General features: G+C 70.6%; 12 protein-coding genes. 7 read left to right on the top strand and 5 right to left on the bottom strand.

What is annotated here, in order from left to right; all coding sequences use genetic code 11:
* Positions 1-62: 62 nt before the first annotated feature.
* From Pme01_RS21270 to Pme01_RS21260, 3 genes are all read left to right on the top strand, one after another.
* Positions 63-590 (top strand): helix-turn-helix domain-containing protein, encoded by a 528-nt coding sequence (locus Pme01_RS21270; RefSeq protein ID WP_239088369.1) that lies wholly within the window; start codon positions 63-65, stop codon positions 588-590.
* A gap of 215 nt (positions 591-805) precedes the next feature.
* Positions 806-3,082, top strand: a complete 2,277-nt coding sequence (locus tag Pme01_RS21265) for a catalase (protein WP_168114352.1) — start codon at positions 806-808, stop codon at positions 3,080-3,082.
* A gap of 207 nt (positions 3,083-3,289) precedes the next feature.
* The gene (locus tag Pme01_RS21260) at positions 3,290-4,522 is read left to right on the top strand and encodes a GGDEF domain-containing protein (protein ID WP_168114351.1); all 1,233 of its coding nucleotides are present in this window, start codon (positions 3,290-3,292) and stop codon (positions 4,520-4,522) included.
* 81 nt (positions 4,523-4,603) lie between these two features.
* Here Pme01_RS21260 and Pme01_RS21255 read toward each other — a convergent pair whose 3' ends face one another.
* Together Pme01_RS21255 and Pme01_RS21250 are read right to left on the bottom strand one after the other, a co-directional pair.
* Positions 4,604-6,076, bottom strand: coding sequence for an amidase (locus Pme01_RS21255; protein ID WP_168114350.1), 1,473 nt, complete (start codon positions 6,074-6,076; stop codon positions 4,604-4,606).
* 141 nt (positions 6,077-6,217) lie between these two features.
* The gene (locus Pme01_RS21250) at positions 6,218-6,814 is read right to left on the bottom strand and encodes a class I SAM-dependent methyltransferase (protein WP_168114349.1); all 597 of its coding nucleotides are present in this window, start codon (positions 6,812-6,814) and stop codon (positions 6,218-6,220) included.
* A 92-nt stretch (positions 6,815-6,906) separates the two neighbouring features.
* Here Pme01_RS21250 and Pme01_RS21245 point away from each other — a divergent pair, with 92 nt between their 5' ends.
* The gene (locus tag Pme01_RS21245) at positions 6,907-7,362 is read left to right on the top strand and encodes a MarR family winged helix-turn-helix transcriptional regulator (RefSeq protein ID WP_168114348.1); all 456 of its coding nucleotides are present in this window, start codon (positions 6,907-6,909) and stop codon (positions 7,360-7,362) included.
* Positions 7,363-7,439: 77 nt separating this feature from the next.
* On the opposite strand, the gene Pme01_RS21240 is transcribed toward Pme01_RS21245, so the two are convergent.
* Positions 7,440-8,069 (bottom strand): class I SAM-dependent methyltransferase, encoded by a 630-nt coding sequence (locus Pme01_RS21240; RefSeq protein WP_168114347.1) that lies wholly within the window; start codon positions 8,067-8,069, stop codon positions 7,440-7,442.
* Positions 8,070-8,200: 131 nt separating this feature from the next.
* On the opposite strand from Pme01_RS21240, the gene Pme01_RS21235 reads away from it, so the two are divergent.
* Positions 8,201-8,812 (top strand): helix-turn-helix domain-containing protein, encoded by a 612-nt coding sequence (locus tag Pme01_RS21235; RefSeq protein ID WP_168114346.1) that lies wholly within the window; start codon positions 8,201-8,203, stop codon positions 8,810-8,812.
* A gap of 3 nt (positions 8,813-8,815) precedes the next feature.
* On the opposite strand, the gene Pme01_RS21230 is transcribed toward Pme01_RS21235, so the two are convergent.
* Positions 8,816-9,091, bottom strand: coding sequence for a hypothetical protein (locus Pme01_RS21230; protein WP_168114345.1), 276 nt, complete (start codon positions 9,089-9,091; stop codon positions 8,816-8,818).
* Positions 9,092-9,426: 335 nt separating this feature from the next.
* On the opposite strand from Pme01_RS21230, the gene Pme01_RS21225 reads away from it, so the two are divergent.
* On the top strand, positions 9,427-9,981 hold the full coding sequence (locus Pme01_RS21225; RefSeq protein ID WP_203935779.1) for a TetR family transcriptional regulator: 555 nt from the start codon (positions 9,427-9,429) through the stop codon (positions 9,979-9,981).
* 33 nt (positions 9,982-10,014) lie between these two features.
* Positions 10,015-10,821, top strand: a complete 807-nt coding sequence (locus Pme01_RS21220; RefSeq protein WP_168114344.1) for an SDR family NAD(P)-dependent oxidoreductase — start codon at positions 10,015-10,017, stop codon at positions 10,819-10,821.
* 89 nt (positions 10,822-10,910) lie between these two features.
* Here Pme01_RS21220 and Pme01_RS21215 read toward each other — a convergent pair whose 3' ends face one another.
* Entirely contained in the window at positions 10,911-13,538 is a 2,628-nt protein-coding gene (locus Pme01_RS21215) for an ATP-binding protein (RefSeq protein WP_168114343.1), read from the bottom strand.
* Positions 13,539-13,644: the final 106 nt, after the last annotated feature.

Here is a 13,644-nt window from a genome sequence, read left to right as displayed (position 1 = left end):
ACGAAGGCCGCCACGCTGTCGGCACACAGACGGACACCGGTGTCCGTCCGAGAGGAGCCGTAGTGCCGCGCACTGTGATTGATGAACCCGACGCCGGCCTCGCAGCACTGCTGCGCGGCTTCCGCCAGCGCGCGCTGCTGACCCAGGAGGAGTTGGCCGCGCAGACCGGCTTGAGCGCCCGTACGATCCGCCGGTTGGAGTCCAGCCAACTCCTGCGGCCGCGCGCCGCGACGATCCGGGTACTGGCTGGTCACCTGGGGCTCAGCTACACCGAACAGTGCGCGCTGGTGGTGGCCGCGGTCACGCCCTCCGCAGTCGAGCCGAGCGAGGCCGACCAGCCACCGGTGCCGGGCGGCCCGAATGAGCTGCCCCGCGACATCGCGGACTTCACCGGCCGGTCCGAACTGATCGCGGCGGTCAGCGCGGCTGTCGAACTCGTACGGGCGGCCGCGGTGAACGACCGCTGCGCCCTGCGGCACCGGCACGCCGGTCCGCCTGGCCAGCTCGCCGATGCTCAGCAGCGGAGTGTCCTCGACATGCACACCGGCCCACCATCCGGTCCCTCCCGGTGGGAAAGTCAACCCGGTTGAGCCAGGCCAGGGTCCGGGCGGTGGCGCCCTTCGTCGAAGCCCTTCCCCGTGGCCGGTCGTCGTCCGGTTGCCAGCAGGTACGCCAGGGCTCCGGCCCCGTTCGGTGTGATCCTGCCAGATCCAATGCATTCTTCTTTTGAAGAATTCCAGTTTTGGATCCCCCGTCCGGGGTACGGCGGAAGACCTGCCACACCCGCCGATGGAGGAACTCGCCGATGGATGCCAGCAAGCCTGCCAAGGCCGTCAAGGACGTCGTGGAGAACGCTGCCGAGAAGGTCGCCGACCTCCTGACGCCGGACGTTCCCGGCTCGCCGGGCAGTGCCCCGGCGACTCTCGAGGAGCCGACGACGCCGCACGACCCGTTGCCGCCGAAGAAGGAGCAGGGCACTCCCGAGACCGTCACGCCGACCGGCGCGACGACCGGTGTACCCGCCCCCGCGAAGGCTCAGCAGGGCCCCTACCTCACGACCGCGCAGGGAGCGCGGCTGCGTGACACCGACCATTCGCTGAAGGCCGGACCGCGCGGTCCGATCCTGATGCAGGACCACCACTTCCGCGAGAAGATCATGCACTTCGACCACGAGCGCATCCCGGAGCGCGTGGTCCACGCCCGCGGCGCCGGAGCCCACGGCGTGTTCGAGGGCTACGGCACGGCCGAGGGGATGACCCGGGCGGGCTTCCTGAAGAAGGGGAAGAAGACTGACGTCTTCGTCCGGTTCTCCACCGTCCTCGGCTCCCGCGGATCGGCCGACACCGCCCGGGACACCCGCGGCTTCGCGACGAAGTTCTACACCGACGAGGGCACCTTCGACCTCGTCGGCAACAACATTCCGGTCTTCTTCATCCAGGACGGCATCAAGTTCCCCGACGTCATCCACGCGGGCAAGCCGCACCCGGACCGCGAGATCCCCCAGGCCCAGAGCGCGCACGACACGTTCTGGGACTTCGTCTCGCTGCACACCGAGGCGCAGCACCACACGATGTGGAACATGTCCGACCGCGGCATCCCCCGCTCGTACCGGACGATGGAGGGCTTCGGCGTCCACACCTTCCGCCTGGTCAACGCCGCCGGGGAGACGGTGCTGGCCAAGTTCCACTGGAAGCCCAAGCTCGGCGTGCACTCCCTCACGTGGGAGGAGTCGCAGATGCTCGCCGGCATGGACCCCGACTACCACCGCCGGGACCTGTACGACGCGATCGAGGCCGGCGCCTACCCCGAATGGGAGCTCGGCATCCAGGTCTTCCCCGACACCCCGGACGAGACCTTCGAGGGCATCGACCTGCTCGACCCGACCAAGATCGTGCCCGAGGAGCTGGCACCGGTGCAGCCGATCGGCAAGATGACGCTCAACCGTACGCCCACGAACTTCTTCGCCGAGGTCGAGCAGGTCGCGTTCCACCTCGGCCACCTGCCGCCGGGCATCGACGTCACCAACGACCCGCTGTTCCAGGCCCGGCTGTTCTCCTACCTGGACACACAGATCACGCGGCTGGGCGGCCCGAACTTCTCGCAGATCCCGATCAACCGTCCGCACGCCGCGGTCAATGACATGTTCCGCGACGGCCTCCACCAGCACGCCGTCCACGCCGGGGTCGCCCCCTACCGGCCGAACTCGCTCGACGGGGGCAACCCGTTCGTGGCCGGCGACGAGGAGAACGCGTTCGTCGACGTACCCGTGAAGGTGGCCGAAGCGAGCAAGGTCCGCGCCAACCCCGTCTCCTTCGACGACCATTACAGCCAGGCCCGCCTGTTCTGGCAGAGCATGTCTCCGGTGGAGAAGGAGCACATCATCCGGGCCTACACCTTCGAGCTCGGCAAGTGCTACGAGCAGGCGATCAAGGAGCGTCAGCTCCAGTGCCTGGCCAACATCGACCCTCTCCTGTGCCAGGAGGTCGCCACCGGCCTGGGCCTTCCCGCGCCGGAGCCGACCGTCCCGCTCGCCGACGTCGTGCCCAGCCCCGCGCTGTCGCAGGTGGGCAAGGAGTGGCCGGCCGACGGCCGCATCGTCGGGATCGTCGTCGACGACGACACCGACCTCGACGACGTCCGCGCGCTGCGCATGGTGGTGTTCACCGCCGGCATGGTGCCGCTGCTGATCGCCCCGCACGGCGGCATGCTCGGTGACATGCCCGTGCAGCGGACCTTCGCCACCGGCCGGTCGATCGAGTTCGACGCCCTCCTGCTGGCTGCCGCCCCGGCGCCGGCGCCCGACGCGATGCCGGCGCGCGACGCCAAGGCCGGCGCGAACGGCCCAGCGGCGGACAACTCGGCGGCCGTGGATCCGCGCGTGACGCTCCTGATCGACGAGTGCTGGCGGCACGCCAAGGCGATCGGCGCCTGGGGTGCCGGCGTCACCGCGCTCAAGCAGGCCGGGGTCACCGGTACGCCGGGCGTCGTCTCCGGTGACTCCGGGGAGAACGTCTTCAGCGACGTGCGGCAACTGATGGCGTCCCACCGGGTCTGGGAGCGGTTCCCGGCGTCGGTCGCCTGACGACATCCCGCGGGGCCGCCTTTCCACGTCACCGGAGAGGCGGCCCCTTCGGTTCGTCTGCGCCACGCCGCCCGCACCCGTCGCGCACCCGAAATCACCTCGCCCGAGCCCCGTCGCGGCCGATCGACTTCAGGAGTGAGGGGGTGTGCTGTCGTGCCTGACCTGCCCGTAAGTCGCCGGCCCGGGCTGGCGCGATGGTCCTCCCGGATGGCGATCGCGGAACTGCCCCGGCGTGCGCTGGTCTACGTCCTCGCCGTGGATCTGCTGTGCGTCGGATGGCTGCTGGCGACCGCCCGGCTGGCGACGCCGACGACGCGTGACGCGACGGTCGCCGCGCTCCTGCTGGGGTGCATCGTCCTGACCGTGGAAGTCTCCCGGGTCGCCATCCCGAGCGGCAGCAGGCTCGGCACGGTGTCGCTGGACGGCGCGTGGACGCTCTCGGCGGTCGTCCTGCTGTCACCCACGGCGGCCGCGCTGGTCGTCGCGGCGGCCACCGTATACCTGCGGATCCGCCTGGCGGGCCGGGACCACTGGTACCGGGTGATCTTCACCGTACTGGCCATGGCGAGCACGTACTCCCTGGCCAGCACCGCCTACCAACTGACCGGCCTGCCCTCGATCGCCTCGCACCCGTCGGCGGCGAACCTGGCCGCGGTCGTCGTCTGCCTGCTCGGCGGCGAGCTTGTCGATTTCGTCGTCGTCGGCCTGGCGATTCGCGCCTCCGACCCGAGCATCCCGTTCCTCAGCGCGATCGGCCTTCGCCGGGTCGGCGTCTACGCGACGGCGGCGAACCTCGGCCTGGCGGTACTGGTGACCATCGCCGGTACCGTGTCGCCGCTGTTCATCGTCGCCGCCATCCCGGTGGTCATCGCCGTGCAGCCGCTGATGCGGTACGAGGGCCTGGAGATGGCCGCGCGTACGGACGCCAAGACGGGCCTGATGCGGCACGAGACGTGGCAGCAGGAGTGCGCGGTGCGGCTGAGCCCCGCCCGCGACGCCGAGGACGCGGTCATCATGGTCGACATCGACCACTTCAAACGCTTCAACGACGGGTACGGGCACCTCGCCGGCGACAAGGCGCTGCGAACCGTGGCGGGGTGCATCGCCCAGAGCATCCGCCCCCAGGATCTCGTGTGCCGGTTCGGCGGGGAGGAGTTCGCGGTCTTCCTCGCGGCGACGTCCGTGGCCGAAGCGACCGCGGTCGGTGAGCGGATCCGACGCGCGGTCATGCTCCGCCCCGCCGTGGACGCGCCCAGCAGCCCGGACAACCCGGCACCCACGATCACCGTCTCCGTCGGCGTCGCCGCCGCCCCCGGCGGCACGGCGCTGGAGGACCTGGTCGAGCGTGCGGACAAGGCGCTCTACGACGCCAAGAACAGCGGCCGCAACCAGGTGCGGCAGGCTCCCGGGGTAGGGGGGATCATCCCCCCGTACCGGTGACGTCCGTCGTACGGGCTGTTGACGCCGGACGCCCGCTGTCATCGACAGGTGCGGGACCGCCGATGACAGCGGGCGGTCGGGTCAGCCCGCCAGGTCGGGGCGTCGGTCCGCCCAGGGACGGGCCTGCTCGAGCTGGGAGGCCAGCCGGATCATCATCCCCTCGGCGCCGAGTGCGCCCACGAACTGGGCGCCGATCGGCAGCCCGTCGGGCGTCCAGTGCAGCGGAACGCTCATGGCCGGGCGGCCGGTGAGGTTCGCCAGCTGGGTGTACGGCACCCATCCGAGGTGCTCGGCGATGAGCTGGTCGACGATCGGGGTCAGCCGGAGCAGTCCGCTGGCGCGGACGGCGAGCGTCACCTTCTGCGCCAGCCGCAGTGCCGGCGGCGGATCGAAGGCCCCGATGCGCGGCGGCGGGGTTGCGGTCGTCGGGGTGAGGAGCAGGTCGTACTCCTCGTGGAAGGCCGCGAGCCGCCGCACGTGCTCGTGCCGGCGCTCGATCGCGCGGATCAGCGCGACCGGGCGGGTCGCCCGGCCGAGTGCGGCGATGAGCAGGGTGTCGAGCTCGAAGCCCGAGTCGCCGGCGCCACTTGCCGCCTTGGCCTCGTCCACGGCGTCGGCGGCGTGGACGAACCACGTGGTGAGGAAGTCCTTGGCCAGGGTGGCGTCGTCGAACGGCGCCTGCGTCAGCTGTACGACGTCGTGGCCGAGCGCGGTGAGGAGCTCGGCCGTCTCCACCGCCGCCGCCACGGCCTCGGGGTGCGGGTCGGAGTTGATCGAACTGGCGGTGCACACGCCGATGCGAAGACGTCCAGGCTCGCGCCCCACCTCGTCGGCGTACGGCGTCGTCGGCAGCGCCGGCAGGTACGGCGAGACGGAGGTGGGGCCGGCCAGTACGTCCAGCATCGCAGCGCTGTCACGCACCGAGCGCGAGATGACACCGTTCGTGGCGGTACCGCCGAGGCTCTCGCTCTGCGCGGGCCCGGCCGGGACCAGCCCGCGCGAGGGCTTGAGACCGAACAGGCCGCACGCCGAGGCCGGGATGCGGATGGACCCGCCACCGTCACTGGCCGCCGCGCACGGCACGATGCCGGCCGCCACCGCCGCCGCCGAACCACCCGAGGAACCCCCGGGCGTGTGGTCGGTGTTCCAGGGGTTCCGCGCCGGACCGAACAGGTCGGGCTCGGTGATGCCCTTGGCGCCGAACTCCGGCGTGTTGGTCTTACCGAAGATGACGAGGCCGGCGTCGAGCCAGCGCTGCACCACAGTGGCGTTCTCCTTCGCCGGTACCGCCGCCAGCGCACGGGAGCCGTTGCTGGTCGGGTAGCCGGCGAGGTCCTGGTACAGATCCTTGATGAGGAAGGGCACTCCCGAGAAGGGCGCGCCCGGACGCTCCACGGCGACGGCCGGGGCGATGTCGACCACGATCGCGTTGATTCGGGGGTTGACCGACGCCGCCCGCTCCCGGGCGGCGTCGAGCAGCTCGGCCGGCTTGACCTCGCCGGACCGTACGAGTTCCGCCAGTCCCACCGCGTCATAGTTCTGATAACTATCCATATGTCGAACTCCTCCCGACGCGGCGCGTTGCCACTCTGGACGCGGTAGAGCCGGCCTGGCCCCGCGGCGGCTGTCACGGTACTTGCCGACGTGTCACATCGAGAAGAGCTGTTTGATCATTTTCCGGCTCGGCAACTCCGGTCAGGACGACATGACGTACCGGACGCAGCGCAGGAACAGGATCCCGGTGCGGATCCGCGAGCGCTGCGGCGACCGTGCACTGAGGACCGACCGGTTCCGGGCGGTCTCGGCGAGCGTGTCGAACGGCGCGAACGGGAAGTCGTAGATGTAGACCCGGCCGCCCGGGCGGAGGACCCTCGCCAGCTCCGGTACGGCGGCCTCGGGGTGGTCCCAGTGGTGCAGGCTCAATGAGGAGACGATCAGGTCGAACGAGCCGTCCGGGAACGGCAGGCTGGTGACGTCGCCGACGTGCGCGGAGGCCCGCTCCCCGAAGGGGCGGAGGTTGCGCGTCGCCGCGGCGATCATGTCGTCGGACAGGTCGACGCCGGTCAGCCGCATGTCCGGGCGGCGTTCGGCGAGCTCGACCAGCAGGACGCCGGGGCCGGTGCCGACGTCCAACACGGCGCCACCGTGGGGCGCCGTGTTGGCCACATCGGCGGCCAGCCGGCGGTACACGCGGCGCAGCACCCGCCTCGACATGAAGTCGTAGATCCGGCTGGACCGGCCCTGGAAGACCTCGGGCAGGTTGTGGCCCCTGCCGTGGAGCAGACCGTGCATGGCAGCCTCCTCTGAGTTGTGTGTTACAACCCTCATCGACGGTACGGCTGAGAGTTGTAGAGCACAACTGTTGTTCGGGGCGGGGTGGCGACGTGGGAACAGATCAGGTGGACCCCGCGGAAGCAGTGCGCCTCCACGACCTGCTGATGGACCTCATCCGGGCCGCCGGCCTGTTGCAGCCCGACGAGGCCTTCGCCGGGCACCCGGTCTCCCTGTCGCAGGGGTTCGCACTGCATGAACTGGATGCCGACACGCCACTGTCCCAGCGCGAACTGGCCGAGCGGCTGCGCCTCGACAAGAGCAGCGTCAGCCGGTTGGCCGCGGAGATGGAGCGCAAGGGTCTCCTGGTACGCGAGCGGGATCCGAACAACCAGCGACAGTACCGGCTCCGCCTGACCGACAAGGGCCGCGCCATCCACGTACAGATGCGAACGACCTTCCACAAGCAGTACGAGTGCTGGGTGACCGCGATGACCCAGCACGAACGCGCCGCGCTCCTCGAGGGCCTACCGGCTCTGGTCAGGGTGATCCGACAGCACGTCGACTGATCGGACATCTCTGCTGTACCGCCCACCGTCACCCCTGCACCGCATCATCATGTCGGCGCGCCGACACCCGGAGCGGGTCATGGACGCCTGCGGGCTCGCAGAACGGCGTCGTGAATGGCGACCTCGTGGCCGTGGGGGTCGGTGGCCGATCGGGCCCTGGCCTCGGCTACGACGATGTCCCACCGGTCCGGATCGAGGCCGGCCGCCACCTGCTCGGCCGTGAAGAACAGCTCCGGTACGGCGGGGCGCGGCATCGTGGTCTGCAGATCTGAGGGGTGGTGGCCGACGATGAGCAGCGTGCCGCCCGGCGCGACGGCTGCCGCCAACCGGCGGAACAGCGCCTCGCGCGATGCCGACAGGTGCACGTAGTGGGCCGAGACCAGATCGAAGCGTTCCTCGGGGGGCGCCCAGCCGGTCAGGTCCGCCTGCACCCAGTCGATCCGGTTCACGGCGTCGGCGCCGAGGGTTTCGGCGTGTTCCCGCGCGCGGTGCAGCGCGGCGGTGGCGAAGTCCACCGCCGTCACCCGCCAGCCGCGCGAGGCGAGCCAGATGGCGTCGGCCCCCTCGCCGCACCCCGCATCCAGGGCCGCGCCGGGCCCGAGCTCCCCGACCTCCGCCACGAGCTGCGGATTGGGCCGTCCACTCCAGACCGCGGTATGGCCGCGGTAGCGCTCTTCCCAGAACTCCTTGCCGAATTGTTCGTACACAATGAACTCCTTCCGTGGTTCACGTCATAGCCGTCGCTCAGCTCGTCGGCACCGTGACCACCTCCACGACAACCATGCGGGCGCACCGGCCAGTACGGCAAGCTTTGTTGCTGTTCTGGCAAGCTGGAGGCATGGACGACGACCTCGACCAGGCGCTCGACGCGGTCGGACCCCGGCTCCGCGCGCTGCGGCGGCAGCGCGAGACCACCCTCGCCGACCTGTCGGCGGCGACCGGCATCTCCGTGAGCACCCTGTCCCGGCTGGAGTCGGGCACCCGCCGGCCGACCCTCGAGCTCCTGCTCCCCCTGGCCAGGGCCTACGGCGTCACGCTCGACGAACTCGTGGACGCCCCACCGACCGGCGACCCGCGCATCCACCTGCGCCCGGTCACCCGCCACGGCCTGACCATGCTGCCCCTGACCCGCCGATCCGGCGGCATCCAGGCGTACAAGCTCGTGATCGGAGCCAGCAGCCGCCGGCGGGAGCCCGACCTGAAGACCCACGAGGGCTACGAATGGCTGTACGTCCTCAATGGACAGCTGCGGCTCGTGCTCGGTGAACACGATCTGGTTCTCTCCCCCGGCGAAGCGGCCGAGTTCGACACCCGCGTACCGCACTGGTTCGGGGCGGCCGACGCCCACCCGGTCGAGTTCCTCAGCCTGTTCGGCGGGCAGGGCGAACGCGCACACCTCCGCGCCCGCCCCATGATGAAGGACCCGACCGGACGACCCGACCGGGACTGACCGTCAGCGGCGGACCAGTCCTCGCAGCCACCCGCTCACCCGTCCCCGGACGGGACGGGTACGCCTCCGGGTCCCCTGGCCGATCCAGGACGTGTCGAAGACACCGGGGCGATCGGCGAGGACCGCGATCTCCGGGGTCGGTAGCCGTACCGGTGCGGGGCCGCCGGTGAAGCAGGTACAGCGCCCCTCCGGGTGTACGTGCCGCCATCCCCCGGCCCCGGGGTCGGCGGCGCACGGCACCGGATCGACCCGTGCCCTGGTCAGCCGTTGGCGGCCCATGGCGCTCCTCATCGACTCGGGGAGGCGGTAGAGGAACGCCACCGCTCGTTGGAGAGGTCACCCTACGACATCCGCGGCCCGGCTCGTCGGACGTGTCGTCGACCCGCGGCTACACCTGCTCGGTGGCGGCGCCGCGGGGCGCCCCGGTCCTGACCCTGCCGGTGGCGTGGCGAGCGGCACGGTACCCGAAGAGACGGCCGGTGCGATGGTGGAGCCCGGGCCGGGGTAGGTGCGGCCCATGACCGAGGCGGTGGTGTTGCCGGGCCGCGTAGAGCCCGGCGATGGGCGCGCCGTCAACCGGACGATCCGGTCCGGTTGTGCGTTAAGCTAACACCGTGCCAGGCCCACGTCGAGAAAATCGAGGTCGCAACGCCGCGGCGGCAAACCGGACGGCCCTGCTGAGCGCGGCGCGCCAGCGGTTCGCCGTCGACGGATTCGACGCCTCACTCAGCGCTATCGCCCGGCAGGCCGGAGTGGGTCAGGGCAGTCTCTACCGCCACTTCCCCGACCGGATCAGCCTGGCCGTCGCGGTGTTCGACGACAACGTCGCCGAGCTGGAGACCCTCGCCGCCCGGCCGGAGACGTCGCTGGACCACCTGCTCAGCCTGCTCACCGAGCAGACCATCGCGTCGGTCGCGTTCATCGACATGCTGCGCGCCTCGGATGACGACCCGCGACTGCGCGGCGTCGTCGAACGGGTGACCGAGGTGCTCGGCCGGAAGCTGCGCGCCGCGCAGCGGGAGGGCGAGGCCCACGAGTCGGTCGCCCCACGCCAGCTGCTGCTGGCCGTCGAGATGGTCGCCGCCCTGATGGCCAAGACGCCCGCGCGAACCCGTCGCGACGTCGCCGGCCAGGCCTGGGCGATGCTGCGCCCGTCGATCTTCCGGTGACGTCGCGCCCCAACCACCCCTGAGGAGACCTACATGAAGCTGGCGGGGAAGGTCCTGGTCGTCACCGGGGCCGGAAGCGGCATCGGCCGAGCGGTCGCGCTCGAGGCGCTCCGGCGCAGAGCGAAGGTCGCCGCCGTCGACCTCAACCGGACCACTCTCGAGGAGACCGCGAGCCTGGCCGCGGCCGACGGCGACCTGTCGACCCACCCGCTGGACATCACCGACCGGGCGGCCGTGGAAGCACTGCCCGAGCAGGTGACAGGGCGGTTCGGCGCCGTCGACGGGATCGTGCACTGCGCCGGGATCATCCAGCCCTTCGTCACGCTGCGAGACCTCGACTACGCCGCGATCGAGCGGGTCTTCGCCGTCAACTGGTCAGGGACGCTGTACCTGACGAAGACGTTCCTGCCGCCGCTGCTCGCCCGGCCGGAGGGGCACATCGTCAACGTGGCGAGCATGGGTGGCTTCCTGCCGGTGCCCGGCCAGACCATCTACGGCGCGTCGAAGGCCGCGGTCAAACTGCTGACCGAGGGCCTGCACTCGGAGTGCGCCGGCACGAACGTCCACGTCACCGCGGTCTTCCCCGGCGGGGTCGCCACGAACATCACCACGAACTCGGGCGTGGCGATCCCGGTGGGCGACCCCGAGGCCGCAGCCCAGGCTCACAAGATCACAACGCCGGACAGGGCCGCACGCGACATCCTCGACGGCGTGGAGAAGAACGCGTACCGGGTGCTGATCGGACGGGACGCGAAGCTGATGGATCTGCTGTACCGCGTCAACCCGCGCCGCTCTGCCGGCCTCATCGCCGACAAGATGAAGGATCTGCTGCGCGGATGACGCGGGCGGCACGCGGTACGCGGTACACCGGATCCAGCACCACGGTACGCCGCCTTCGTGCCAGGCGAAAACCCGGCGCGGGCATCCGGTCAGCGCGGGTCGAGCGCCCGGTTGATGGCGTTCAGCAGTACGTCTGCCTGGATCGGTTTGCTGAGCAGGCTCACCTCAGACGGCATTGTCTTCTGAATGGTCAGCAAGGGCTCGGCGTATCCGGACATGTAGACGACCCGCAGGTCCGGGTGGCTGGCCAGTAGTTCCCGGGCCAGGTCGTGGCCGAGCATCTGGGGCATGACCACATCGGTGAGGAGCAGGTCTATCGGGCCGGCGTGCTGCCGGGCCACAGCGAGCGCCTCCGCACCGTTGGCGGCCGTGATGACGTGGTAGTTGTTGCGGGTCAGGATCCGCTCGGTCAGGGCGCGCAAGTTGTCCTCGTCCTCGACGACGAGTACCGTCTCGCCGCGTCCCTGCCGTGGCGCGGCGGTGACGGTCTCACCCGAAGGCGTGGTGTCGGAGGTGGCCGGCAGGAGAACGGTGACAGTGGTGCCGACGCCCGGCTCGGAGTAGATCTGGGCGTACCCGCCCGCCTGAGTGACGATGCCGTAGAGAGTGGCCAGACCGAGACCGGTGCCCTGGCCTACCGGCTTGGTGGTGAAGAACGGCTCGAACGCGCGCTCAACGGTGTCCGGGCTCATGCCGGTGCCGGTGTCGCTGACGCGTAGCCGGACGTAGGCGCCGAGGCGGGCGCCCGGGTGGTGGGCGGCGTAGTGCTCGTCGATGGCGAGGTTGTCGGTGTCGATGACGAGGATGCCGCCGGCGGGCATCGCGTCGCGGGCGTTGACTGCGAGGTTCACCAGCACCTGCCCGATCTGGCCGGGATCCACCTTCACCGGCGAGTCGGCACGAAGCCGGGTACGCAACTCGATGTCCTCGCCAAGGGTGCGCCGCAGCATCTTCTCGATGTCGACAACGATCGCGTTGAGGTCGATGACCTCGGGGTTGACGACCTCACGGCGGGCGAACGAGAGCAGTTGCCGGGTGAGGTCACTGGCCCGGTCGGCTGCCTTCAGGACCTGGGTGAGGTCGTCGTGCGCTGCCTGCCAGTGGGCGTCGGCGCGGGCGGCCAACTCGATCTCTTCCGCGGCAAAGGTCGCGTAGCCGACGATGACCCCGAGCAGGTTGTTGAAGTCATGGGCGACGCCGCCGGCGAGCTGACCGAGGCTCTCCATCCGCTCGGATTGGCGTAGCCGCCGCTGGAACTGTTCCTTTTCGGTGACGTCCTCGATGACCGCGCACCGGGCGGGCACGCCGTTGAAGGTCAGGGCGTGGGATGTGCCTACGACCGTGATGACGGTGCCGTCCTTCTTGACGTGGCGCACCGGGCCGCCCCGGTCGGTAGCGGCCATGGCCCGGAGGGACTCCGTCATCGCCGGGCGGTCCTCGGGCAAGCGTATGTCGGCAAGTGTCATTGAGAGGAACTCGTCGCGGGAGTACCCGTAGTGCGCCACGGCCGCGTCGTTGACCTCAAGGAATGCGAGGGTCAGCATGTCGACCACCCACATCGGGTACGGGTTGTTGTCGAACAGTTGGCGATAGCTGCGCTGCGACTCCTGGGCGGCTTTCTCGGCGTGGCGGCGTTCGGTCAACTCGTGTCGCACCGCGTGGGCCAGTGCGTCGAAATTCTCGGCGAGCGCGCTCACCTCCGCCGGCCCGCCGGCCGCCGCGGAGACCTGGCGCTCCCTGTCGTCGACGGTCGCGGCCTGTACCGCCAGGCTCAGCCGGCCGATCGGGCGGGCTATCCTCCGGTACACGACGAACGCTGCGGCGAGCGCGACGAACAGGCCGAACACGACGATCAGGAACTGCTGTCGCGCCAACCGGCTGGCTGCGGCGATCGCGCCGGCCCGGTCGGCGCCGGCGTAGACCCGCCATCCGAGTCCTTCGACGTCGGCGTGACCGTACAGTCTGATGGCGCCGGTGACGTCGGGGTGCTCACCGGAGCCAACTCGGGTACCGAACGGTGTCCGCTGCAGCGACGCTCCGGCCCAGCGTTCCGGATCCACGGACCGGGTCAGTGCCGTCGTGCCGTCGGCGGTCGTCACCAGGAACTCCAGTCCGCGTGGGCCGCCGTAGTAGGCCGCCATCTCCGGTCCGAGCCAATGAAGGTTGATGAACCCGGCCATGACCCCAAGGCCGGGTACCGGCACCGTCACCAGGGCTGCGGGGCGACCGGTGGCCGGGTCCGGTACCGGTGCGGACAGCACCGGTTCCTGCCGGGCGTGGGCCAGCCAGGCCGCACCGGCGTACCCGGTCCGGGTGGCGGGTGCCGGCGGCAGTGAGGAGCAGACCACGGACCCGTCGGCGCGCAGCAGGTCAAGGTGCCCGGTGTCACCCCCGCCAGGTAGCTCGAACGACAGTGCGCAGGTACTGGGGTCGGCGTAGACCTGGGCGATGCCCGGATGCGCTGCCACCTGCGTAACGCTCCGGCGTACCGCCGCGACGGCCCTGCCCGTTTCGCCCGCCGCCATCCGGGCGCCGAAGGACGCGTCCGCGCTGGCTGCCCGAAGCGCCTCACGGCGGCTTTGCACCCACCCGTACCACGTGCCGGTGGCTGCGGCCACGACGAACAGCACGACCAGTCCGATCAGGTACCGGCGTAGCGGCCAACCGCGGCGGCGGGCGTTCGGCTCGGCGAACGGACGGGTCAGGGGCATGCTCATGGCGTTTCCGCAGCCGACGTCGGCCAATGGCGCATTCGGGACTCCTCGACCTTCACCGCATACCGACGAGGCCGCCCAGAACCGTCTGCTGCAGGATCTCACGCCA

This window comes from Planosporangium mesophilum (genome assembly GCF_016863255.1).
Lineage (GTDB): Bacteria > Actinomycetota > Actinomycetes > Mycobacteriales > Micromonosporaceae > Planosporangium > Planosporangium mesophilum.
Note: the sequence above shows the minus strand (reverse complement) of the source record. Positions and strands in the feature narration are given on the sequence as shown.